This window comes from Syntrophotaleaceae bacterium (assembly GCA_041390365.1).
In the GTDB taxonomy this organism is placed as follows: domain Bacteria; phylum Desulfobacterota; class Desulfuromonadia; order Desulfuromonadales; family Syntrophotaleaceae; genus JAWKQB01.
Genome location: JAWKQB010000002.1, coordinates 324,468 through 346,915, shown reverse-complemented (window position 1 = coordinate 346,915; position 22,448 = coordinate 324,468). Strand labels below are relative to the sequence as shown.

Genomic DNA, 22,448 nt, shown 5'->3' with positions numbered 1-22,448 from the left:
GGTTTGCAGGAATGCGAATGTCGACTCAAATCGATTCGCAGATTTGCAAATCCGGTTTCCCAGGAATCCGGCAGGTTAGAAATCTGCTTTGTCTACCCCATATTTTTTCATTTTACGATAAATGGTCGCCATGTTCATTCCAGAAGCCTTTGCCGCAGCTTCGACATTACCCTGTGAATCTTTTAAAAGGCGCTTGAGGTAGTCCCTTTCGAAACGGGCGAGAGAATTCGAGTAGTCATAGTCCATGATATCGGAGCCGAACCCTGCATGCAGCTGCGGCTCAGCGTCATTCCTGTCCCCATCCAGATCGATAAACTGGCTCAGGACAGGAAGGGTCAGGTAAACGCCCGACTCCATGGCCATGCAGGCCTCTATGACGTTTTTCAACTGCCGGATGTTGCCAGGCCAGAAATACTCATGAATGGCCTTCGAGGCTTCCGGCGTGAACCCTTTGACCTGAGTGCCGAACTGCTGGTTCTGCTCCCTTATGAAATGCGCCGCCAGCAGCAAGATATCGTCGCGGCGTTCTCTCAGGGGGGGCATATGGATATTGACCACATTCAGACGATAAAACAGATCCTCGCGGAACTCACCGGTCTTGCATCCTTTCTCCAGGTCGGCATTGGTTGCCGAGATGATACGGACGTTAACCTTGATCGACGCGTTGTCGCCGATGCGCCGGAATTCCTGTTCCTGCAGAAATCGCAGCAGGGTTTTCTGAACATTCAGGGGCAGATTGCCCACTTCATCGAGAAAGAGGGTTCCCCCGTCAGCCTCTTCCAGCAGCCCCTTGCGGTTTTCGTTGGCACCGGTAAAAGCCCCCTTTTTGTAGCCGAACAGCTCGCTTTCCAGCACCGATTCCGGCAAAGCGCCGCAGTTGATGGCCAGGTATTTCCTGTCCCGCCTTTGCGAGTTGTAGTGAATCGCCTGGGCGACCAATTCCTTGCCGGTCCCGGACTCTCCTGTGATCAGAACCGAAGTGTCCCTTATGGCAAGCTTCTTGACCATTTCCAGCACCTTCTGCAGCTGGGGGGACGATCCGACGATCCTGCCGAAATCGAACCGGCCCTGCAACTCCTCCCGCAACTCGGTGTTCTCCTTGATCAGTTGATTGTGCTTGAGAGCGTTTTTGACCCGGTAAATCAGTTCCTCGGGCTCGAAAGGCTTGGTCACCATATCGTGAGCACCGCGCCGCAGGGCCTGAATCGCGGTTTCAACAGTGGCATAGGCAGAAATGATGATCACGGGCAGTTGCGGGTCTTTTTCCTTGAGCCGCTGCAAGACTTCCAGCCCGTCCATGCCGGGCATCTTGATGTCGGTCACCACCAGATCGAACTGACCCGGCCGGAAACTGTCTACCGCCTCATAGGACCGGGTATTGTACTCGACACCGTAACCGCTGTCCGTCAGCACCGCTTCCATCATGCGGCACATCCCCTCTTCATCGTCAATCAACAGAATCCGGTTTTTATGAGGCATAGGCGGGAACCTCCTGTCGTAACGGCAGACGGATCACGAAACGGGTCCCCTTCCCGGCTTCGCTTTCAACGGCGATACTGCCATGATGAAGCGTTATGATCTGCCGGGTTATGGCAAGCCCCAGGCCGGTGCCGCTTTTTTTCGTGGTATAGAAAGGCTCGAAGATCTTTTCGATGTGCTCGGGATCAATACCCACACCGTTGTCCTCGATGGTCAATAGAATATTCTGGTCATTCTCTCTCGAGGTCCGGACCGTAATCTCTCCCCCTTCGGGCATGGCCGATCCGGCATTGAGAATCAGGTTGATCGCCACCTGGCGTATCTGATCGCCGTCCATCATGACCGGCGGCAGATCCCCGGCCAAATCCTTTCTCACCAGAACGTTCTGCAGGTCGGTATGGTTTGCTGCAAAATCGACAATCTGCTCCAGCAGCTCGTTCAGGTCAACCTCCTCGAAAACCGGCTTGGGGATGCGGGCATAGCTGAGCAGATCCTGCACGATCTTCTTGCAGCGCTTGCTCTCCCGCTTGATTTCGTGAACGAAGCGGTAATGAGGATTGTCTTCACCCATTTTTCCTTCGAGGTACCCGGCGTAACCGAGAATGATACCAAGGGGATTGTTGATTTCGTGAGCGACCCCGGAGGCAAGAACGCCGAGGGAGGCCAGCTTGCCCTGTTGGGCCAGGCTGGTCTCGAGCTCCCGGTTCTGGCGGATAATGTCGGCCATATGATTGAAGTGCGTGGCCAATTCACTCATTTCATCATTGCCGGGAACCTCCATGCGTTCCTCCAGGCGACCGCTTTTCACCTTATGTATGACCTCGATCATGTTATGGATCGGATCGGTCAGCTGTTTGGCCGCCTGACAGACAAGGGAGACGGCGATGACGCCAACGAAAAAGGTCAGAACCAGCAGGCTGGCGATAATGTGCCCCTTGATCAGATTGGCCTCCCGGTAGAACTCGTCCTCATAGGAGCCGACCGCGACCACCCAGTCCCAGGGTTGGAAATAGAGATAACGGACGATTTTCATCCGCGCTTCCGGTTCGCCGAGGTTCTGCCAGGGGTAACGAATCCAGCCTTCTTTGTTGCGGACCATTTCCTGAATGAAGAAATTGCCGTCGGTGTCCTGGGACCCCCGGATATTCTCACCCTCCTGCTCGGGATGAATGGTCAGACGCCCGTCGCCGTCCAGAGCGTAGATATAGCCTGTCTGCCCCACCCTCTTCTGCTTGATCCGCTCCTTGAGTTGCGCGAAGGAGCGTTTTTCGAATTCAATATCCTCGTAGGTTTCTTCCAGGTAGCCGCCGGTGGCGATGATCCAGTCCCATTGCGGAAAATAGCGATAGGCGACCATTTTTTTGCGGGGCGCCACATCGCCTAAGATCGCATTACGCCAGGGGTAGACGGTAAAGAGCACATCCCCCGGAGAGGAAGCGAGGGCGGACTGGCACATGGAGCGGATGAAATAGCGGCCGTCCTCGTCCTGTTCGTCATAGATATTGTCGCCTTCCCTGGCAATGTGCGCCACCAGCTGCCCCTTGCTGGTCATGGCATAGATGTAACCCGACTCTCCAACGTTGACTTCCTTCAGCGCCTGCCGGGCGGCGGATTTCGCCGCGCCCAGGTCCAGTTGCCCTTGGGAATAGAGACGGTGCTGCGCTTCCACAAGGTTATAGGCCAGGTTGGTCAGAACCGTCATCTCCTCCTGAACCGTCTTCTTTTTGTCTTCCTTGTAGACCTCGAACTGCCGGTAGTGCGCATCGAGCAGATCGATGGTGAATTGCGCCATATGGTCGAGGTCGTCCTTGCTCGTCTGGGTGATGCCGAGATAGGCCTGGCGATAGGAGATGAAACCGGCGAGTCCGCCGACAATGATCAGCGGCAAAACCACCAGAGGGATGACCAGCGCCAGCATTTTGCTGCGCAAGGTGTGGAGGTGAAAAAATTTCTTCAGAAAATCGCTCATTTGCCGTCCGGATCAGTCGTTACCGAATAATAGAAACATGCTCCTGCAAAAGTCAAGCAGCGCTCGGGATCACTCACTTTGATCCGCTGCATCCAATCGAAGCCTCATCATTTTTCGTTCACGCCCGGGAGATAAACCGTCCTTCCCGGGTATCTATCTTGATCCTCTCGCCCGCCTCGAGATATCCGGGCACCTGAATCTTCAGTCCGGTCTCCAGCACCGCTTCCTTGGTCTGGGCGGTGGCGGTTGCATGTTTGATGGCCGGAGCGGTTTCCGCAACCGTCAGTTCCACCGTCAGTGGCAGGTCGAGGCTGACCACCCGGCCTTGAAACAGGCCCAGCTGAACATCGGCTCCCTCGAGCAGATACCCTTTGACCTCGTCGAACATCGCCCCTTCCAGTTCGTACTGGTCGAAACTTTCGAGGTCCATGAAAACCCCGCCTTCCCCCTGGGGATAAAGATACTGCCCTTTGCGCTTTTCAAAATCGGCTTCTTCGATCCTCTCGCCCCCTTTGAAGGCCTTTTCCAGGACCTGACCGGTGAGCAGGTTCCGGTATTTGGTCTTGACCAGGGTGCTGCCGCCGCGGGCGGAAGGGGTTTGGGTATTGACATCAAGAACCAGGCAGGGCGCCTGGTCGATCTGAATGACCAGTCCGCGTTTCAGGTCGGCGGTTGTCGGCATTTTTGTCTCCTGTTGCTGAAAGTCGGTGAAAAATCCCGGGAAATCTAGCACAAACCGGTTGTCTCTGGCAATCTTTCACCTCGCTGCGAGCCGTGGTTTTATATACAAAAAGGCCGAAAGCCGATTTCGATTTCGATTTCGATCCCGATTTCGATTTGAATTATTCATCCTAAGGCCTGAACCGGTGATCGATCGGCCATGCTATACTTTCGGGGAGCGAGGAACCATGACACCCAGACCGGATCAGGAACCGGAAAAAAATTCGGGGGCAAAAGAGGGCAGCGACCAGACCCGTCGCGTTTGTCCGGAAAAGAGCTCCGAGGTGGAGCTGCTGGACGCCTATTCGCGGGCGGTCATCACCGTTGCCGAGACCATCGGACCGGCCGTGGTCGGCATTTTGGCCGGTCCTTCCGACGTTACCGGGCAGACGGGAACGGTCGGTGCCGGATCGGGGGCGATCATCGCTCCGGACGGTTATCTTCTGACCAATGCGCACGTCGTGCAGAACGCTCTGCAACTGGAGGTCCTGCTTGAAGACGGCTCCCGTCTGCAGGCGACCCGAACCGGGATCGATCCGGCAACGGATCTGGCAGTGCTGAGAGCGGCCGGGTCCGGGCTCCCCCATATGACCCTGGGAGACTCCTCCCGCCTTCGGGTCGGGCAGTTGGTGATTGCCATCGGCAATCCTTTCGGGTTCCAATCCACTGTCTCCACGGGCGTCGTCAGCGCTCTGGGCCGTGCCCTGAGGAGCAGGGAGGGGCGCCTGATCGAGAACATTATCCAGCACACCGCGCCCCTCAACCCGGGCAATTCCGGGGGGCCGCTGGTCGATTCAAGAGGGAGGCTGGTGGGCGTCAATACCGCCATCATCGCGCAGGCCCAGGGAATCGGTTTCGCCCTGCCCGCCGCGACCGCTCACATGGTCGTCTCCCAACTGATAAGCCACGGCCGGGTGCGAAGGGCGCATCTTGGTCTGGCCGCCCAGCAACGTCCTCTCGCCCGGCAGGTGGTGCGGATCCTCAAATTGCCGCAATCAACCGCGGTGGAAGTGGTCGCCGTCGATTCTCTGGGGCCGGCGGGCAAAGCGGGCATCAGGCAAGGGGATCTGATCCTTGCTCTCGCCGGGCAACCGGTGGAAAGCGTGGACGATATCCACCATTTTCTCGCAAAATGGACCATCGGGGAACCCCTCTCCCTGACCATCCTGCGTTCCGGCGAAACCACCCATCTCGAGATCATACCGACGGAGGCGCCGGCATTCAAAAGCTGAAGCCGGCAGAGACGACTCGCCCCCTTTCACTTATTTGAATCTGCTTGATCCACCTGGTACAAGAGGTTATAAACAGAACATCCTTTTTATTCACTTGCTCAAGAGAGCGTACCGGACTCCCTAATCGAAAAAACAGTTTCGATACCGACACCGCTCCCATGCAACTGAAAGACTGTTCGCATCGAACCGCTCAAGGTTTGCCGGCATGAATACTCCCCCCAATCATCATCTGCTCGTGGTTCAGAGCGTTCCGCGCGAACAGGAAAACCTGTCGGCATTGATAGGGAAACTGGCAGAACAAAAGGCCGTCGATCCCTTTAACGCACGCCAACGACTTATAGGGCGTGGACCCAATCTTCTCGCCCAGGGCTCCAGAAAGGATCTGGAACCGCTGGGGAGACTGCTGAACACCCACGGCTTCGTCTGCTGGATCATTCCGGCCAACCGTCTCTACAAGGTGCCGTCGCAACTGAGCGGATTGCATTGCGGGCCCGAATACCTGACCCTGTTCACATCCGTCGAAAAAATCAGGCTGCAGCGTGGCGACCGGGTCATGGCGGTACTCGCCGACCTTTCCGGAAGCGCCGTGGACAAACAGCTTCGCAGGCAGATGGCCGGCAGAATCTATAACGGGACGGAAACGGTCGCGGCCCTGGATGATGAGGACCTTTACAAAGTCATTCTGCGAGGAGCGCCGGTTCTCGATTTCTATCTTTTCGACGGCCCGGGCAAGGTGCGCAATGCGGTTCGGGTGCAGGCGGGGCGGTTCGACCCGAGCGGCCTCGGCGAACGCAAACAACTGAGCACCGCGGCCAACCTGGAGGAAATTGTCAAACTCGTCCGTGAGTATGCCGGCACCTTCATGCTGTCCCTCGATTTCGGCTTCGCCAATCTGCCCGGCTGTTCTCTCCAGAAGGCAGCCGGGGAGGATCTCCGACTGCAGCGGAACAACCTGCAGAGCTTGACCCGCTTCGGCGCTCTGTTGACGGAGATGACCAGCGCCGGCCCTTTTTCAGGGGCATCAACGTCCCGGGATGTCACAACGTCAGTCTCAAGCGGGGGCCGGGGCGATCTTGAAGATGTTCAGGGGTTGCTGGATGAAATGCGTGGGGAAATCCCCGCCAAGCCTGCCGAAAATTTGCCGGGACCATCCTCCTCCCTGCCGCCGCCTCCCGACCGTCCCCACTTCAGAAGGCCGAGCAGAACTTTCTGGTCCCTGTTTGCAGGGTCAGCAGGAGTGGGCTTCTATGTTTTCGGAGAAAACCGGATTTTCTGGCATTTGATCTACCGCTACGGCATTCGTCCCGGCATCATCCCGGCCCTGCTGGCAGGCGTCTGCCTCTGGGGCGGCTTTTATTTCCTGCGCCTCAAAAGAAGGGTGGAGAATACCCCCACCAGCCGCATCCGCTCACTGGCCATGGGGCTGGTGGAGGTCCAGGGACGGGCCCGGCGCAAATTTGCACTGGTGTCCCCAATGACCCATCTCCCCTGCGTCTACTATCGGCTGCGCCGTTACAGTCGGGACCGGCGCAACAACTGGAGACTGACCTCCACGACGGATAGCGGCCATGTGCCCTTCTATTTGGAGGACAACAGCGGGGTCGTGACTGTCGATCCGGCCAAGGCAAGCATCCGCACCGGTTACAGCCAGACCGGTTATGGCGGACCATCCGATCTTTTTTTCACGTCCGCCGCCCACCTCGACCGGGATGAAAAATGGGTGGAGGATACCATTCCCGAAGGCACCAAACTGTACATTCTCGGCGAAGCCACCGAAAACCGCCTCGGCCACCTTCCTCTGAGGGAGCAGCTGACCCTGGCCCTGCGTGCTCTGAAAGGAAACCCCGAAGCCCTTGGGCGCTACGACGAAGACGGGGACGGAAAGATCAGCACCGAGGAATGGAATCGGGCCCGCCGGGATGTGGAAGAGCAGTTGCTGCATCAAAATCTGAACAACCGCGAACCTGATCCGGACCGGAAGGATCGGGTTGTCATCCGCCGCCCCCGCCGGCGCTCCCTGCCCTTCATCCTGGCTGAAACCAGCTCGGAAGCCCATTTGGTCCGCGGTTACGGTCTCTACTCCATCCCCCTTTTCGCCGGCGCGCTGGTGGCCGTGATCTGGACTGTGGCCATGCTGGCCGACTTTTTGCAAATCTATTGAACCGAAACTTTGTGGAGACCTTTGCCCTTTTTTGAATGTTTTGAGCTGACAAGGAGAAAATCATGATCGTCCTGATTGTCCTCGGCATCCTGCTGCTTCTGCTGGTCGTACTGATCGTTTACGGCATCACCATCTACAACGGCCTGGTCGGAATGAAAAACGACATCGACAAAGCCTGGAGCAACATCGACGTGCTGCTCAAGCAGCGCTTCGACGAAATCCCCAAACTGATCAAGGTTTGCGAGGGATATATGCAGCATGAGCGGAAAACGCTTGAAGCGGTGATCAAGGCCCGCTCCATGGTTCAGCAGGCCGGCAACGATAAGGACCGGATGGAGGCCCAGAACGTGTTGACCGAAACCCTCCGCTCCCTGTTCATGGTGGTGGAGCGTTACCCCGACCTCAAGGCCGACAAGGCCTTCCTGAACCTTGGCGCCCGCATCAGCGAGGTCGAGGATATGATCGCCGACCGCCGCGAGTTCTACAACGACTCGGTCAACATCTACAACATCCGCATCGCTCAGATCCCCGACGTGCTGATCGCCCGGGCGGGCAATTTCACCGGCCGCCCCCTGTGGCAGATCGATCCCGCCCATCGGCAGGATGTGCAGGTGAGTTTTCAGCACCTGTGATGGGGAACTCTCCTCGTTGTCGTTGTCGTTATCGTGGTCGTCCATAAAAAATTCGATCACGATGACGACAACGACAACCCTTCCGCTACCGCTCCACTGACAACGAGTCGATCATCATATAAACCGCTTCATCAGTTCGGCACAGATCTCCTCCACGTTCTCGGGAGTCGCCCCCAGTTGTTGGCCCAGCTGTTCGGCTGCCGCCAGACGGCTCGGCTCCCGCATGTCGTTCAGCCCCCGGAAAAAGCCGGCCCTGCGACCCAGCAGGTAAAGGGTGCGTCTCTCTTCGTTCAGGGCCGCAAAGACGCGCAGCAGGTCGACCATCCGATGTTTGTCTCCGGGCAACTTACCTTCCAGATCCTCGAACAGATTCAGGGCGTGATCGCTGGCTACGTAACTGCCAATTCCCTCCAGGGATTCAATCAGCGACAGCAGTTCTTCGGCGATCTGCAGGGAGTTGCAGGGCTCGAACCGCCCTGCCCGGAGGTCCTCCTCCAGCGGACTTCCGGGCGGCACCGCCAGGGTGCGCAGGCGGATGAAATGCGGATCGATCTGGTTGAGGGCCGAGGCTGTCTCCCGGGCATGTATGCCGGAAAGCGCTCTGCCCCCCAGCCCCGGCATGACATAGACCGACAGTTCCATCCCGGCCTCCCGTGTCATTCGACCTGCCCGGATATGCAGCGCCCGGCTGGCCCCCTTGCGTACCATCCGCAAAACCTGGTCACTGCCCGACTCCAGCCCCAAATGCAGTCGGTCCAGACCCGCCCAGCGAAGGTTTTCCAGTTCCTTGGGGGTGTAACCGACGATCGTCGCGGACCGGCTGTAGCAGGTGACTCTCGCTACCTGCGGGAATACACGGCGCAGGTGTTCCAGAACGCTTTTCAGTACCCCGTAGCCCGCGGCAAGAGCGTCGGCATCCTGCAAAAAAACCGACTGCAGTCCGTTCAGGAGCCAATGGGCCGCGGCCCGAAACGGTGCCTTTTCCGCCAAAGGCAACCCCTCATGCCATTGCCGCAATTGGGCGGGATGCAGCATCCCGCCCGCCTCCTGGCGCTGCCGCAGGGTCTCCACGTGGCGGGCCACGGCATCGATGTCCTCCACCACCTCGCTGACTGGCCGGACGGAAAAATCCTGTCCCTTGTACAAGGTGCAGAATCTGCAGCGGTTCCATTGGCAGTTGCGCGTCACCCGCAGCAGCAGACTGCCCGCTTCGCTCGGCGGCCGGATCGGCCCCTGCTCGAAGGGACGGGGCTCTTCGTTTTCCATAGTCACCTCCCGACGAAACATCATAACATCCGGCTGTGTCATAATGAAGACAGACCTTGCAGCGGAGCCGGTATTGTGGTAGATACGCCAACCACTCCTCCCCGCCACTGCACCTTTATCCAGACTCCCTTCGGAGGCATCATGTATCGGATCGGACAAATAAACACCCTGCAAATCCATCATTTCGACGAAGAAGGGGCCTGGCTGCAGGCTGGACGTTACCATATTCTGCTGCCGGCGACCGAGATTCTGCCGGAGATGAAAAAGGGTGACAAACTAGCGGTGTATCTCTACCGGGGAGGGTCGGGCGATGTTGAGGCAACGCTCAAAAAGCCGTTGGCGCAGGTCGGCGAATTCGCCCTGCTCAAGGTCAGCGCCGTCACCCAGTACGGCGCCTTTCTGGACTGGGGTCTGGACAAGGAACTGCTGGTCCCCTTCAGCGAACAGCCGGAGCGGATGCGGACGGGGCGCAAGTATCTGATCAAGGTCTGCCTCGACAGCCAGGGACGGACGGTCGGAACCGCCCGCATAGATCGGTGTCTTGAAACGGAAAAGATCGATCTCGTGGACGGACAGGAAGTTTCGCTGATCCTGTGGGAATTCACCGACCTTGGAGCAAAGGTGATTATCGACAATCTCTATCCCGGCCTGCTCTACCAGGATGAGCTCCTTCCGGGAAAGCGGCGAGGGGACCGACTGCGGGGCTTTATCAAGCGAATTCGCGAGGACGGCAAGATCGACGTGACCCTGAAAAGGGCCGGCGCCGGGGGAATCGAGGAGGCCAAAAAAATGCTCCTAGCCGCCCTGCGGAGCGAAGGCTTCCTGCCCCTGCACGACCAGAGTCCGCCTGGCGACATCAAGGCGCGTCTGGGCATGAGCAAGAAAATGTTTAAAAAAGCCGTGGGCGGACTCTACAAGGCAGGACTGGTAGAGCTGACGGAGCAGGGACTCCGGCTGAAAAGGCAATAACCCGCGACCGGACAAAAAAAAGACGCGTTGCTCAGGAGACAGAGGCAACGCGCCAAAAGATGGAGGTTTTGATCCCACGGCGGGTTCGCCGTCGAATCGCTTTCACTATATCCAAGGAGCTCCGTCGTCACCACGTGGCTTCCCGTAAAAGATCGACGGCGGAAGAACGCTTCCGACTGTGCATATGAACAGAATCGCATCTCATCCCCGGGCGGCTTGAAAACACCCCTGTCCTTTCTTATAATTATTTATGTTCGCCGGGCAATTCTTCTGGTATTTCACAGGCCTTCGAACCGGCGAAGGCCAGCGTCCGGCTTTCTTCTATAGAAGTTGAATCCGGTGGAAAGGAGATCGAAGCATGGCAGAATCGATGGAAACCGCTCGCCAAAGATCCATGGAAAGAATCGTAGAAGCGGCTCGTCATCTGGAAAGAATTCTGTCCAGCACCACCCATCCGGGAATCGAGAACGAAAAATCACTGGCGCTGGACGGGCTCAAAAGGCGGGTCCACGAACTGGATGAAATCGAAGGGAAACGGGAGCCTGTCGGCAAAATGGAAAAATGGCAGGAAGATATGGCCGGTCCCAAATAGAGCCTTATGTCTTTCGCATTCGCAATCCCTTGCAAAGGTGGTTAAATCTGCCCGAGGCCCCGGCAGCATCTGCCGGGGCTTTTTCCGTCAACTTTCCTGATCACGAGGATTGTTCATGGTTCTTTTTCTGCTGACTTTTCTGACGCTCTACGCGTCCATGCACGCCCTGGTCTTCTGGGGCATTTATCCTCTGTTGACCGGCCATCGGGCACTCCCAACCCTTGTCGGGGTCTGGATGGGTATGATGATTCTGGCGCCGGTGATGGTGCGTCTCCTCGATCGCAACGGCTACATCCTGTCGGCCCGGGGTTTGGCCTGGATCGGCTACAGCTGGATGGGAATGCTGTTTCTCGCCTTCAGCGTCCTGGCGCTGGTCGGGGTCTGGCATTTGATCGCTCTGGCCCTGAGAGGAATGCAGCCTGGGTGGCCGCTGCTGAGCCCCTACGGCCCGGCTTTCTCCTGTCTGCTGTTGCTCGTGGTTCCAGCGGCCGGCATCTACGGTTTTTTCGAGGCCACTGACCTGCGGGTGGAAAAGGTTGTCATCCACACGGAAAAGCTTCCGGCCTCCGCTGAGCCTCTGCGTGTGGCCCAGGTTTCAGACGTCCATCTCGGACTGATCCATCGGGAAGAGACCCTGGCCCCGATCATCACGAGGCTGCAGGAACTGAAACCGGATCTGCTGGTGTCCACGGGCGACATGGTGGATGCCCAGATGGATCATCTCGACGGCCTCCACGATCTCTGGCTGCGGATCGATCCACCCCTGGGGAAATTTGCGGTCACCGGCAACCACGAGTATTACGCAGGGCTTGATCAGGCGATCGCCTTCAAGGAGAAAAGCGGATTTCGTGTTCTGCGGGGAAACGCGATCACCATCGGCAACCGGCTGACCTTGGCAGGGATCGATGACCCGACCGGCAAATCCGCCGCGGATGAAATTGAAGTTCTGAAGAAAGCCGATAGCAGCCTTTTCACGATCCTGCTGAAACATCGTCCCCGTTTTGAAGAAAAATCCGCCGGTCTGTTCGACCTGCAGTTGTCCGGACATGCCCATCGCGGTCAGATCTTTCCCTTCAACTTTCTGACAGGCCTTGAATATCCAATGCAGAACGGGCTTTACGAGTTGACGGAAGGAAGCCGTCTCTATGCGAGCCGCGGCACGGCGACCTGGGGCCCGCCGATGCGCATCGGCTCCCCGCCGGAAATCACCCTGTTCGAAATCGTTGGAACCGGAAAACGGACTAGAAAAACCGAAAGTAGAGAAAAAGACTGATCAGGGACGTCAACAGGAGCAACCACAGATTGATCCGCCATTCGTCGCTGCTGCGCCGCCGACGCGAGGCGTTGGCCGCCAGCCCCAGCAGACTGATGACGAGCCCCGCCCACAGCAGGGACTGCATCCGCCCGGCCATTTCCGCATCCCACCAGGTGCGCAGGTGGATGCCGAAATGCCGCTCGAACACCGTCGTCGTTTCCGGCTTTGCCTGATCGAAAACAAAGAGGGTCGCAGCCATCAGGCCCCATCCGGCCAGCGCCAGCCAGCGCAGGGAACGCAACATCATATCGGGGCCCTTGCGGCGACAGGATTCGGACAAGGTCCTTCTCGGTAATTTTTTCATGACAAACCGCCGTACGCTGTGGTTTAATAGCGGACTTTTGGAAAATCATCGCATGCCGGTATTTTAATCCCTGAAATAATAGCATCAAGATAAGGCACAAAGGAGAAAATTCATGCTGACCTGTTCCGACCTGCGCAAAGGCTCCAAACTGATGATCGATGGAGAGCCGCATGTCATTGTCCAGTTCGATTTCACAAAGCCCGGCAAAGGCCAGGCTCTCTACAAATGCAAGCTGCGCAACATGATCACCGGCTCCCTTTTCGACCGCACCTACCGCTCGGGCGAGTCCTTCGAACCAGCGGCCCTCGAAGAGCGGGACATGCAGTACCTCTACCGGGATGAAAACGGCTACGTGTTCATGGACCAGAAGAACTACGAGCAAATCACCCTGCCGGAGGAAGCCCTCGGAGACCAGCAGTACTTCCTGGTCGACAACATGGAAGTGAAGATTCTCATGTTCGGTGTCCGGGGCATCGGCATCACCCTGCCCAATTTCGTCAACCTGCGCGTCACCCAGTCCGATCCCTGGGTCAAGGGCGACACCGCCGCCGGCAACAACAAGCCGGCTACCGTGGAGACGGGCTACACCCTGCAGGTGCCTTCCTTCGTCGAGGAAGGCACCCTGATCCAGATCGACACCCGCACCGGCGAATACGTCACCCGGGTCAAGGAATAAACCGGCAATGGAACAGAACTGGACGCTCGCCAGGAAGCGTCCCCGGCTTGAACAGAGGGCCCGGATCGTACAGACGGTCCGGGCTTTTTTCATCGAGCGGGGCTACCTGGAGGTGGAAACCCCGCACCGGGTGCCGGGCAACGCCCCCGAGGCGCACATCGATCCAGTGACCAGCGACGGCTGGTTTCTGCAGACCAGCCCCGAGCTCTGCATGAAAAGGCTCCTGGCCGCCGGCTATCCGCGGCTCTTCCAGATCTGCCGCTGCTGGCGGGCCGAGGAACGGGGCGGCCGCCACCTGCCGGAGTTCGCCATGCTCGAATGGTATGCCGCCGGTTGCGACTACCATCACCTGATGACCGAATGCGAAAGTCTGCTGGGGGTGCTGGTGCCGAAAGGAGCTCTGAACTACAAAGGCAGCCACATCGACCTGATTTCGCCCTGGGAAATGCTGACGGTGGCCGATGCCTTCGAACGTTATGCCTCCTGCTCCCTCGAGGAGGCCCTGTCCGCCGGCCGCTTCGACGAAATCATCGCCCTGGAGATCGAACCCCGGCTCGGCATCGACCGGCCGACCTTTCTCCTCGAATACCCGAGCGAACTGGCCGCCCTGGCCCGCCGGCATCCCCACCGCCCCGGCGTGGCCGAACGATTCGAGCTGTACATCGCCGGCCTGGAACTCGCCAACGCCTTCTCCGAACTGACCGATCCCCTCGAGCAGCGCCAGCGCTTCGAGGCCGAAGAATCCGCTCGACGATCCGCCGGCAAAATCCCCTATCCTTTCCCCGAACGGTTTCTGCAGGAACTGGCCGCCATGCCGGAAGCCGCCGGCATCGCCCTTGGCCTCGACCGGCTGGTCATGCTGCTGACCGGCGCCGACACGATCGACGAGGTGGTGGCTTTTACGCCGGAACTTCTGTAGGGGCAGGTCTCAGACCTGCCCTTGGCTTTTCAACAGGAACCTGATTGGACCTGAAGGCGGGTCTGAGACCCGCCCCTACATTTTTAATGACCGTTGCACGCCTGCCGGGACGCGACCCGGCCGCCCTCCTACTCCCCCTTTTCCTTGATCAGCAAAGCCACCCGGCTCCACCCGATGGGCGGGCTGTCCGACACCTTGAAACCCACCTTCTCGGCCAAATCCAGGGTCTGGGTAAATGTTGCAACGGAAACATGTCCACGCGGTTCTGCGAGCAGGCATTCCCCGCCCGGCTTCAGCAAGCGGAACAGGTCGGCATAGAGCTTCTCTTCGTCCGGCACCTCGTGCACCACGGCGAAGGCCAGGGCGAAATCGACAGCCTTTTCATATTCGGCCAGATCCAGGGAGGTCGGCTCGCAAACCCGGGTGACGATTCTGTCGTCCAGACCGGCTCTGCATGCTCGTTTGTGGAGCTTTTGCAGCAGCTTTTCATGGATATCAACCGCCAGGACCTTGCCCTTCGGACCCACCAGTCGGGCCATCGGAAGAGTGAAATATCCCATCGCGGGGCCGACATCCAACACCCTCATTCCTTCCGCGACAAAAGGGCGAAGAATTTTTTCGGGATCCTGTATCATCCTTCGCAAGGGGGTAATGAGAAAAAACCCTACCCAGTAGGGACATCGATGAGCCATGGTTTTCCCTCCAGAAGCCTGGTTTTATCTGGTTGTCGCTGTACCGATCAGACCTCCCTGAACAGATCCCCTTCGAAAGCCGCCACCTTGCGCACCCTTTCCCGGTCTTCTGGAAGCGCAAGTGCAATGTCCGCCCGGGCAGCGGCCAGGCGGGCATGATAAAGAGCGGCATCCCGCAAGGTCAGATCTCCCATGGAAGCAAGAGCATGAAAAGCCTTCAGCAGGCGGATCACGACCTCGATACTGTCGGCGCCGCTGTCCGCAATCGGAGTGTAGATATCATCCAACATATCCCAGGTGGATAATCCCGGAACCTCCACCCGGTCATGTTCGATCTTGTCCCGTGCTTCAACCGGCCCTGTCCATAGAGCGAAAAGACGTACCGAGACATTGATGACATCTATGGCGGTACCCGGATCATTGACGGCCGGAGACAGGGCCCGATCCGCAATTTCCGCAAGTACAATGAATCCGAACCGGGGATCCTCATCGAATGTTCGATCCTTGCCAACCCGGAACGCCTTGGCAATTGCCCTGGTATCGATGTCCGGAGATTCCCCCGTTTCTGTCCTGACCCAGACCAGGGGTTTGCCCGGCACACAGAATGTGCCGGGCAGTGAGGCAACGGCAATTCTGACCTCCTGCTTTTTGGCCACGGACTGCAATTCGCTGACATCCACACGCTGTACATATCCGATTTTTTCGCTGTAAACGGGAAGGCCGGAAATTTCGCCCGCAGACAGAGGAAGGGCCTTCATATAGGGAGCCCCCCGTCGCCTCAGCAAGGCTTCTGTCGTGGCCGCTTCGACCTTTGAAATCGTCGTTCCGAGCCGCCCCAACCGGGCAATGCGATCGATCCACCTCACCAGGGTCAGAACGACGATTACCAGCGCCACGAGGGTCAGAGCGAACAGGGCAAACCGGCCGGCTATGTCGTAATAACCGTTTTTAAGTGGAATGATGGCGATAATGCTGAAAATGAAGACGCCGATAAAGGTCGACAGGGCATTCTGGGACACATCGTCAGCGACGATCAGGGAAAAGCAGCGCGGGGTTGCCGTCTTGCTGGCCGAGGCATAGGCCTGGACCATCGAACCGACGGCGAAGGTGGCGATCACCAGCATACTGGCGGAAAGGTTGACGAGGAGAACCTCAATCGATTCCCGGGTGATATCCGGAAAAAACTCATCCAGCCCGGCATAATCGACCGTTTTTGTCAGAAAAACCGCGGCGATGGAAAAAATGCACATCACCAGCGGCTTGACCCATAACTTTTCGCCAAGACGTCTCAGAAAAAACCGTATACGATCGCCCATGCCTCTCCCCGACACTAGTGTCCCGTGCGGTTAATCCTGCCTTCAAATTCCGGCCCTTTTGGCCGCTGTTTGCGTTGCGCCTTCTCGGCTTAACTCAGGCTAGGCCTGCGGCGGCGCGCCTTAACAGCAACCAAAATGCCTCAGAATTTTTTGACATGACCAACCGCAAGGGGCACTAGGGATGAACAGCCAGTACAAAAGACCCTCCAATTAGAATAGCGCACAAATCCGGGATTTTCCCAATTGCGACAAGCAACTTTTCAATCCCGCCACATCCGGTTCCATGAAACACCAGCCGATCTCCGGGAAACTTGCCAGGGGGACCATTGTGGCCAAACGCAAAGAAAACAGCCACTGACGAGTCCAGAGAAACTCCTTGCCACTTTCCACCATAACTGGTAATTATTATTTCCAGATTCATATATTCCCGGAAAATTTTATAGCCGGAGCTTCCCTATGATTGACATGCTCAAAGAAATAATCCTCGATTTACAGGAGATTGACCTGCCCACGGGTGTGCCCAGGCGGGTTGCGGTGACGCCCTTGCCTGGCAAAGCCACGGTTTGCATCGGTGTGCGCCGCAGCGGCAAATCGACCTTCATGTTTCAGCTCATGAAGAAGCTTCAGGAATCAGGCGTTTCCCGTCAGAACATTCTCTATCTGAATTTTTTCGATGATCGTTTGCACAATCTGCAACACGACAACCTGGGCGTGATTCTGGAAGCCTACTTCTCGCTCTATCCGGAAAAAAAGCACGTCGAGATGGTTCATTGCTTTTTCGATGAGATCCAGGTCGTGCCTGGATGGGAGCCTTTCGTCGAGCGTTTGATGAGAACCGAAAAGTGCGAGGTGTACATCACCGGGTCATCGGCTCAAATGCTCTCAAGAGAGATCGCAACGCAGATGCGCGGACGAGCGCTCTCCTGGGAAATGTTCCCGTTTTCGTTCCGGGAGTTTCTCGATTACAAAGGAATCGAGAGCGACGCCCCACTCTCGACCAAAAAACGCCTGACCATCCAGAAAGCATTCGAAGAGTACTGGGAAACCGGCGGCTTTCCCGAAGTTGCCGGCCTTGACCGGATGCTGCGAATCAAGACCCACCAGGAATATTTCAACGCCATGCTGTTCCGCGACCTCATCGAGCGTCATGATATCTCACACCCGAAGGCGGTCGCGGATCTGGCGCATTGGCTGGTGGACAATACGGGGTCCCTCTATTCCGTCAACAACCTGACCGGCTACCTGAAATCTCTGGGTCACAAAGCGCCGAAATCCGCTGTGTCCGATTATCTCGAATGGCTCGAGGATGCTTATGTTCTTTTCACTGTGCGCATCTTTGACGCCTCGCTGGCCAGGGCCAATACCAATCCAAAGAAGGTTTACTGCATCGACCACGCAATGGTGACTTCGATCAGCTCCGGCATTCTGGTCAACTCGGGTCATCTGCTGGAAAACCTTGTGTTCACCGCACTTCGCCGGGTTACGCCGGATATCTTCTACTACAAGACCAAGGCGGGCCGGGAGGTTGATTTTCTCGCCGGGCGCCAGGGGCCGTCCCGCATGCTTGTTCAGGTCTGTCAGTCGATGGCCGACCCGCAAACCCGCAAACGGGAAACGGCCGCGCTGGCCGAGGCCATGACAGAACTGAAACTCACGCAAGGCATCATCGTGACCCGTAACGAGGAGGAGCAGATACAGGTCGAGGCCGGAAAGATTGACGTGGTGCCTGCCTGGCGGTTTTTGCTGAACATGCCGGAAAGCAAATAAATCTGAAGATCCTCTCCCCTCCAAAGGCGCGATCGAAAAACGCACAAATCCTGATTTTTCCCATCTTCCGGCGAGCAACGTTTCAGTCCCGAACATCCGGCTCCATGAAACACCAGCCGATCTCGGGGAAACTTTTCCTGATCTCGGCCTCCAACTCGTTAATCTTCTCGCAGGCCGCTCCAATGGTCAGCCCCTCCCGCATGCCGATCTTGGCCGCCAGCATCACCTTGGCCCCCATCTGCAGAGTGATGACATGGAATACTTCCCGGATATCATCATCACCGCTGATAGCCGCCTCCAGGGCTGCGACCAGTTCGGGCTCGGCGCTGCGGCCGATGAGCAGGGACTTGACCCGGATCGACACGAACACGGCGACCACGATGAGCAGAGTCCCGATGCAGATGGAACCGGCGGCATCGAACCGCGTGTCGCCGGTGATGCCGGCAACCACCAGAAAGCAGAAAGCCAGCACCAGGCCGAGCAGGGCCGCCAGATCCTCGCCGAAAACAACGATCAGCTCCGAACTGCGGCTCTGGTTGATCCACCGCCAGAGGCTTCTCCCATTCCGGACCTTGTTGATTTCCCTAAGGCAGCCGGCCATGGACACCCCTTCCAGGGCGATGGAAATCCCCAGCACAAGCAGCGCCAGCCAAAGATGATTCAGCGGCTCCGGCGAATGCAGCTTGTGAATGCCTTCGTAGACCGAAAAAAGGCCGCCGATGCTGAACAGCATGATAGCGACCATAAAACTCCAGAAATAGCTGACCTTGCCGTACCCCAGGGGATGCTCCAGGTCGGAGGGCCGCCCGGCCCGACGCAGCCCGATCAGCAGCAGCACCTGATTCCCCGTATCGGCAAAGGAATGAATCGCCTCGGCCATCATGCTGCTCGACCCGGAAAACAGAGCGGCGACGGTTTTGGCCAGGGCGATGCTGAGATTGGCGGCAAAAGCAAAGAGGATAGCTTTGACAGGATTAGCGTGACCTGCGGACATGGTGCGGAACCTCCTGAAAATAATTTCAAAAGCATTTCAAAAATCGATTGTCTGAAAAAAAACAACCTATTCTCAACCATGCGGGATGAGGGAGTCAACATGAAGCGGGTTTTTATTCCGGGGTTGGAATGGAGGGGGCCAGGCGGGGAGGAAGGCCAGGGTCTCAAGACGGATGAAAACAAGTTTTTTAATCTTGTTTTTCATAAAAGCTTTCTCTAATATCAGCAGGTGGAAAAATCAAGGGGATTTCAACCTTTACCCCTTTAATATTGCAATAAGTGGAAAATAGTGCCTGGTATAAGGGTGATAACTGGAAAATTTTCCACTTAACCACAATGTTCGAGGAGAGAGAAAAGCATGGACAAAATTGAATTGCTCAAGTCGGTTGACTTTGGTGAGTCCGTTGCCGAACTTGAAGCAGACAATTTGCGTAACTACTTTCTTGAGACCCATCACTGGCAACAAATCCGACATGGCGAAGTCGATGTTGTCTATGGCCCAAAGGGGTCAGGCAAGAGTGCTATCTATTCACTCATAAACGACCATGAACCTGATTTCTTCCAAGAAAACATTATATTAAAATTTGCGGAAAACCCTAGAGGTGCTACCGCGTTCAGTGCTCTCCAGACGGACCCACCAGCAAGCGAAAGGTCTTTTATATACCTCTGGAAACTGTACCTCCTGAACCTTATCGGTGAGCATATAGAGTCGTTTGGCGCTCAAACTGAGTCGGGGAAAGCTGTAGTATCTGCGCTGAAATATTCAGGGTTTCTTCTAGAGACCAACCCTCTCCGGGTATTTTTAGGCAAGGCCTCCAACTACATCAAGAAATACTTCAACCCTGGTTCCCTTGAACCAAATCTGTCATTTAATGATGCAACAGGATCTATAACTGGCGCTGGCATCAAAATATCCTTCGCCGAACCAACTCCTGATCATGCTGCCACAGGAGTGCAGTCCATTGACACGCTACTGTACAAAGCAAATGAGGAACTCGATAGCAGCGGATTCTCTCTCTGGTTTCTTCTTGATCGTCTAGATGTTGCATTCGTGGAATCCCCTAAACTTGAGGAAAATGCTTTACGAGCTCTGTTCAAAACCTATTTGGATTTAGGTGGCTTCGACCGAATTCGGCTTCGAATATTTCTACGAAATGACATTTGGGAAGCAATTACGCGAGATGGTTTCAGGGAAGCAACTCATATTCAGAAAGCAACTACGATTTCATGGGACCGTGCAGGATTGCTGAATCTTATCATGTTGCGGTTCTCCAGCAACGAAGCCATCTGTAAGGCATACAATATTGATTTGGAGAAAATTAGATCTTCGCAATCCTATCAAGAATCATTATTTTACCAAATGTTCCCAGGCCAAGTAGATACGGGACGTAACCCGAGAACGCTGGACTGGCTGATTAGTCGCGTGCAAGACAGCGCCGGTTACTCCGCACCGAGAGATGTCATTAACCTTATCAATGCAGCCTTAAGGCGACAGATACATTTTATTGAAGTTGGCGCTGAAAACCCGGAAGGTTCATTGCTTTTTACTCGTCGAGCATTAAAGGAGGCTTTGTCTGAAGCTTCAAAGGAAAAAGTCCAAAAATATTTGTTCGCCGAACACCCAAGCATCAGAGACAAACTCGAACTTCTGAAAGGGCGAAAGACAAGCCAAACTGCACAGACTCTTTCGGAGCTGTGGGGCGTACCAATTGAAGAAGCCCGTAGCATTGCGAATATTATTGAAAAGGCTGGTGTGTGGAAGACAGAAGGTGATGATCCTGTTAGGTACTGGACCATGTTTATTTTTCGCGATGGCCTTGAAATGATTCAAGGGCAAGCTGAATAATCTCGATCAAGGCAATTAACAGGAAAATTTGGCCTTCGGCCAATTTTCCTGTTATCGCTCCCGTTCGACAAAATACTTCTGATGAGAAATTGAGGAAGGGTCATCTTGAATGAAAATATTCCGAGGGCCAAAAACAGCAAAAAAATGGAGCGAGACTGACTCGCGCGAACTCTCTGATTTTGAATGGTCGCCAAATTCTGCCATATGTTTCGATGCAACGGTGGATAAAAATGGGACTCGACACACAGATCTTGGAATTAACATTTCTGAAAATGACATAATTAGCCTGCATGAAAAGCTAATTACACACTATAAAAAGAGAATTGAGGCATTAGAGGCAGAGATTAAATCAGCATCTGAAGAAAACTCAAAGTATTTTGATGCACTTGGGAAAATATCGAATTTGGTTTCACTTCATCGAGACAAAGCACCATCGGGTGATGATCTCTTACTGTTGATAGAAAATATTTCTGATTTTTACAGGTTTTCCTTTCTAGAGAAAGAAGAGGATCTGAACGTTAGTTGGATAGACCTAGAGAATCTCTAGATGAAAAATTGAAACACTGTCGAACCAGCGCATCCACCGGACAGGGATACGGAAGTGGCTCTCGAAAGATGACTACTCGATTCACCGGCGGTTGGCTGCCGGTGATGCTTTTCGTTGGGCATCAGAAAGATTATAAAATGGACAAACACATAGAGCAGTTGATAGAGAAAATGACTACTCCAAATCAACCAAACGTCGATCCAGAAAATCAAGTTAGCTGGTCTGCATGCGCTATAGCTGAAAAACTGAACGATTTATACATAATTGATGATTTGCTGGAATATCTCCCAAATGCTCCAAATATAGAGCAAGAATGGGTGCCATACACACATAAAAGTGCTGCATATTACATAATTGGTAAAATATCAAAAAATAATCGTAGCATGCTCTTAGCTGAAAAGCTGTTGGATCTCTTATTAAGAGAGCCAAATGTTTCATGCAAATTTATCTTACTGGAAGCGATAGCTGAAATGCCAAGGATCGGTCCAATAGACGTTAGTTCGATCTTTCCGCTTCTCAGAAGTGATAATTATCTAATACAACGAGCAAGCATCTACGCTGTAAGTTGTAGCACTAAACCTATGGCCGAATCAGCAATTATCAATTTATTAGAAGAACCAGTTGGAAATGAAAATTATATCAGTTGCTATGGTACCTTAAGTCGTATTGGCACTGAGCGAGCTATACCATACATTGAAAAAGGATTAAATTCATCCGTTCGCCATCAGCGTGTTTGCGCACAATTAAGTATCGATTCGATAAATAGGAGATTATTTGCCCAACAAAAGCATTGAGAGGGACTGGGAAAAGCGGCGCGCCCTTCGGTTGCGCCGCTTTTTTAAACCCCTCATGCTTGGCGTTGGATGAGAGATTGCGCTGGGGCTCTGGGGTCGGACCTGGACAAGTCGTTGGTTTGTAAAAGTAAATTCGAAAAATAAGCCCTTATTTTGCCCTTAGAGCCGCCATTTCGACCCTGAAATGAACAAAGGGGGGAAAGACTTGAGTAACTTGCCCTGGGGTCGGACCTGAACAAGTCGTTGGTTTATAACAATA

20 protein-coding genes are annotated in these 22,448 nt (G+C 55.3%); 12 read left to right on the top strand and 8 right to left on the bottom strand.

Annotation, left to right across the window (positions count from 1 at the left end; genetic code table 11):
• Nucleotides 1-75: 75 nt before the first annotated feature.
• From R2940_08905 to R2940_08895, 3 genes are all read right to left on the bottom strand, one after another.
• Nucleotides 76-1,479, bottom strand: coding sequence for a sigma-54 dependent transcriptional regulator (locus R2940_08905; protein ID MEZ4599895.1), 1,404 nt, complete (start codon nucleotides 1,477-1,479; stop codon nucleotides 76-78).
• The gene (locus R2940_08900) at nucleotides 1,469-3,448 is read right to left on the bottom strand and encodes a cache domain-containing protein (protein ID MEZ4599894.1); all 1,980 of its coding nucleotides are present in this window, start codon (nucleotides 3,446-3,448) and stop codon (nucleotides 1,469-1,471) included. The genes R2940_08905 and R2940_08900 overlap by 11 nt, the downstream gene beginning before the upstream one ends.
• A gap of 118 nt (nucleotides 3,449-3,566) precedes the next feature.
• Nucleotides 3,567-4,130, bottom strand: coding sequence for an elongation factor P (locus tag R2940_08895; protein ID MEZ4599893.1), 564 nt, complete (start codon nucleotides 4,128-4,130; stop codon nucleotides 3,567-3,569).
• A 226-nt stretch (nucleotides 4,131-4,356) separates the two neighbouring features.
• On the opposite strand from R2940_08895, the gene R2940_08890 reads away from it, so the two are divergent.
• The 3 genes from R2940_08890 to R2940_08880 all read left to right on the top strand — a co-directional run bounded on the left by R2940_08890 (nucleotide 4,357) and on the right by R2940_08880 (nucleotide 8,193).
• The gene (locus R2940_08890; protein MEZ4599892.1) at nucleotides 4,357-5,400 is read left to right on the top strand and encodes a trypsin-like peptidase domain-containing protein; all 1,044 of its coding nucleotides are present in this window, start codon (nucleotides 4,357-4,359) and stop codon (nucleotides 5,398-5,400) included.
• Nucleotides 5,401-5,605: 205 nt separating this feature from the next.
• Nucleotides 5,606-7,561 (top strand): GIDE domain-containing protein, encoded by a 1,956-nt coding sequence (locus R2940_08885; GenBank protein ID MEZ4599891.1) that lies wholly within the window; start codon nucleotides 5,606-5,608, stop codon nucleotides 7,559-7,561.
• A 62-nt stretch (nucleotides 7,562-7,623) separates the two neighbouring features.
• The gene (locus R2940_08880) at nucleotides 7,624-8,193 is read left to right on the top strand and encodes a LemA family protein (GenBank protein ID MEZ4599890.1); all 570 of its coding nucleotides are present in this window, start codon (nucleotides 7,624-7,626) and stop codon (nucleotides 8,191-8,193) included.
• 114 nt (nucleotides 8,194-8,307) lie between these two features.
• Here R2940_08880 and R2940_08875 read toward each other — a convergent pair whose 3' ends face one another.
• A complete protein-coding gene (locus tag R2940_08875) occupies nucleotides 8,308-9,459 on the bottom strand; it encodes a radical SAM protein (GenBank protein ID MEZ4599889.1) in 1,152 nt (383 codons plus the stop codon).
• Between the two features lie 75 nt (nucleotides 9,460-9,534).
• Between R2940_08875 and R2940_08870 the strand changes: the two genes are divergently transcribed.
• The 3 genes from R2940_08870 (at nucleotide 9,535) to R2940_08860 (ending at nucleotide 12,293) form a co-directional block, all read left to right on the top strand.
• Nucleotides 9,535-10,428, top strand: a complete 894-nt coding sequence (locus tag R2940_08870) for a S1-like domain-containing RNA-binding protein (protein ID MEZ4599888.1) — start codon at nucleotides 9,535-9,537, stop codon at nucleotides 10,426-10,428.
• 358 nt (nucleotides 10,429-10,786) lie between these two features.
• Nucleotides 10,787-11,020, top strand: a complete 234-nt coding sequence (locus R2940_08865; protein ID MEZ4599887.1) for a hypothetical protein — start codon at nucleotides 10,787-10,789, stop codon at nucleotides 11,018-11,020.
• 115 nt (nucleotides 11,021-11,135) lie between these two features.
• The gene (locus tag R2940_08860; GenBank protein ID MEZ4599886.1) at nucleotides 11,136-12,293 is read left to right on the top strand and encodes a metallophosphoesterase; all 1,158 of its coding nucleotides are present in this window, start codon (nucleotides 11,136-11,138) and stop codon (nucleotides 12,291-12,293) included.
• Here R2940_08860 and R2940_08855 read toward each other — a convergent pair.
• Nucleotides 12,262-12,639 (bottom strand): hypothetical protein, encoded by a 378-nt coding sequence (locus R2940_08855; GenBank protein MEZ4599885.1) that lies wholly within the window; start codon nucleotides 12,637-12,639, stop codon nucleotides 12,262-12,264. The genes R2940_08860 and R2940_08855 overlap by 32 nt on opposite strands.
• Before the next feature lie 112 nt (nucleotides 12,640-12,751).
• Between R2940_08855 and efp the strand changes: the two genes are divergently transcribed.
• Both efp and epmA read left to right on the top strand, forming a co-directional pair.
• A complete protein-coding gene (efp, locus tag R2940_08850; GenBank protein ID MEZ4599884.1) occupies nucleotides 12,752-13,315 on the top strand; it encodes an elongation factor P in 564 nt (187 codons plus the stop codon).
• Between the two features lie 7 nt (nucleotides 13,316-13,322).
• Nucleotides 13,323-14,234 (top strand): EF-P lysine aminoacylase EpmA, encoded by a 912-nt coding sequence (gene epmA, locus R2940_08845; GenBank protein MEZ4599883.1) that lies wholly within the window; start codon nucleotides 13,323-13,325, stop codon nucleotides 14,232-14,234.
• Between the two features lie 128 nt (nucleotides 14,235-14,362).
• Here epmA and R2940_08840 read toward each other — a convergent pair whose 3' ends face one another.
• Nucleotides 14,363-14,926, bottom strand: a complete 564-nt coding sequence (locus tag R2940_08840; GenBank protein MEZ4599882.1) for a class I SAM-dependent methyltransferase — start codon at nucleotides 14,924-14,926, stop codon at nucleotides 14,363-14,365.
• A 47-nt stretch (nucleotides 14,927-14,973) separates the two neighbouring features.
• Complete coding sequence (locus R2940_08835) at nucleotides 14,974-16,242, bottom strand: DUF2254 domain-containing protein (GenBank protein ID MEZ4599881.1); 1,269 nt, start codon at nucleotides 16,240-16,242, stop codon at nucleotides 14,974-14,976.
• Nucleotides 16,243-16,698: 456 nt separating this feature from the next.
• On the opposite strand from R2940_08835, the gene R2940_08830 reads away from it, so the two are divergent.
• Nucleotides 16,699-18,009, top strand: coding sequence for an ATP-binding protein (locus R2940_08830; protein ID MEZ4599880.1), 1,311 nt, complete (start codon nucleotides 16,699-16,701; stop codon nucleotides 18,007-18,009).
• A gap of 82 nt (nucleotides 18,010-18,091) precedes the next feature.
• On the opposite strand, the gene R2940_08825 is transcribed toward R2940_08830, so the two are convergent.
• Entirely contained in the window at nucleotides 18,092-19,003 is a 912-nt protein-coding gene (locus R2940_08825) for a cation diffusion facilitator family transporter (GenBank protein MEZ4599879.1), read from the bottom strand.
• Between the two features lie 357 nt (nucleotides 19,004-19,360).
• Between R2940_08825 and R2940_08820 the strand changes: the two genes are divergently transcribed.
• The 3 genes from R2940_08820 to R2940_08810 all read left to right on the top strand — a co-directional run bounded on the left by R2940_08820 (nucleotide 19,361) and on the right by R2940_08810 (nucleotide 22,189).
• Nucleotides 19,361-20,848, top strand: coding sequence for a hypothetical protein (locus R2940_08820; protein MEZ4599878.1), 1,488 nt, complete (start codon nucleotides 19,361-19,363; stop codon nucleotides 20,846-20,848).
• Nucleotides 20,849-20,957: 109 nt separating this feature from the next.
• Complete coding sequence (locus tag R2940_08815) at nucleotides 20,958-21,395, top strand: hypothetical protein (GenBank protein ID MEZ4599877.1); 438 nt, start codon at nucleotides 20,958-20,960, stop codon at nucleotides 21,393-21,395.
• Between the two features lie 68 nt (nucleotides 21,396-21,463).
• The gene (locus R2940_08810) at nucleotides 21,464-22,189 is read left to right on the top strand and encodes a hypothetical protein (protein MEZ4599876.1); all 726 of its coding nucleotides are present in this window, start codon (nucleotides 21,464-21,466) and stop codon (nucleotides 22,187-22,189) included.
• The last annotated feature ends 259 nt before the right edge of the window (nucleotides 22,190-22,448 follow it).

What these genes read in the sequence shown, in the direction of transcription:
- R2940_08905 (MEZ4599895.1), bottom strand. Translation starts at nt 1,479, where the DNA reads ATGCCTCATAAAAACCGGATTCTGTTGATTGACGATGAAGAGGGGATG.
- R2940_08900 (MEZ4599894.1), bottom strand. Translation starts at nt 3,448, where the DNA reads ATGAGCGATTTTCTGAAGAAATTTTTTCACCTCCACACCTTGCGCAGC.
- R2940_08895 (MEZ4599893.1), bottom strand. Translation starts at nt 4,130, where the DNA reads ATGCCGACAACCGCCGACCTGAAACGCGGACTGGTCATTCAGATCGAC.
- R2940_08890 (MEZ4599892.1), top strand. Translation starts at nt 4,357, where the DNA reads ATGACACCCAGACCGGATCAGGAACCGGAAAAAAATTCGGGGGCAAAA.
- R2940_08885 (MEZ4599891.1), top strand. Translation starts at nt 5,606, where the DNA reads ATGAATACTCCCCCCAATCATCATCTGCTCGTGGTTCAGAGCGTTCCG.
- R2940_08880 (MEZ4599890.1), top strand. Translation starts at nt 7,624, where the DNA reads ATGATCGTCCTGATTGTCCTCGGCATCCTGCTGCTTCTGCTGGTCGTA.
- R2940_08875 (MEZ4599889.1), bottom strand. Translation starts at nt 9,459, where the DNA reads ATGGAAAACGAAGAGCCCCGTCCCTTCGAGCAGGGGCCGATCCGGCCG.
- R2940_08865 (MEZ4599887.1), top strand. Translation starts at nt 10,787, where the DNA reads ATGGCAGAATCGATGGAAACCGCTCGCCAAAGATCCATGGAAAGAATC.
- R2940_08860 (MEZ4599886.1), top strand. Translation starts at nt 11,136, where the DNA reads ATGGTTCTTTTTCTGCTGACTTTTCTGACGCTCTACGCGTCCATGCAC.
- R2940_08855 (MEZ4599885.1), bottom strand. Translation starts at nt 12,639, where the DNA reads ATGAAAAAATTACCGAGAAGGACCTTGTCCGAATCCTGTCGCCGCAAG.
- efp (MEZ4599884.1), top strand. Translation starts at nt 12,752, where the DNA reads ATGCTGACCTGTTCCGACCTGCGCAAAGGCTCCAAACTGATGATCGAT.
- epmA (MEZ4599883.1), top strand. Translation starts at nt 13,323, where the DNA reads ATGGAACAGAACTGGACGCTCGCCAGGAAGCGTCCCCGGCTTGAACAG.
- R2940_08840 (MEZ4599882.1), bottom strand. Translation starts at nt 14,926, where the DNA reads ATGGCTCATCGATGTCCCTACTGGGTAGGGTTTTTTCTCATTACCCCC.
- R2940_08835 (MEZ4599881.1), bottom strand. Translation starts at nt 16,242, where the DNA reads ATGGGCGATCGTATACGGTTTTTTCTGAGACGTCTTGGCGAAAAGTTA.
- R2940_08830 (MEZ4599880.1), top strand. Translation starts at nt 16,699, where the DNA reads ATGATTGACATGCTCAAAGAAATAATCCTCGATTTACAGGAGATTGAC.
- R2940_08825 (MEZ4599879.1), bottom strand. Translation starts at nt 19,003, where the DNA reads ATGTCCGCAGGTCACGCTAATCCTGTCAAAGCTATCCTCTTTGCTTTT.
- R2940_08820 (MEZ4599878.1), top strand. Translation starts at nt 19,361, where the DNA reads ATGGACAAAATTGAATTGCTCAAGTCGGTTGACTTTGGTGAGTCCGTT.
- R2940_08815 (MEZ4599877.1), top strand. Translation starts at nt 20,958, where the DNA reads ATGAAAATATTCCGAGGGCCAAAAACAGCAAAAAAATGGAGCGAGACT.
- R2940_08810 (MEZ4599876.1), top strand. Translation starts at nt 21,464, where the DNA reads ATGACTACTCGATTCACCGGCGGTTGGCTGCCGGTGATGCTTTTCGTT.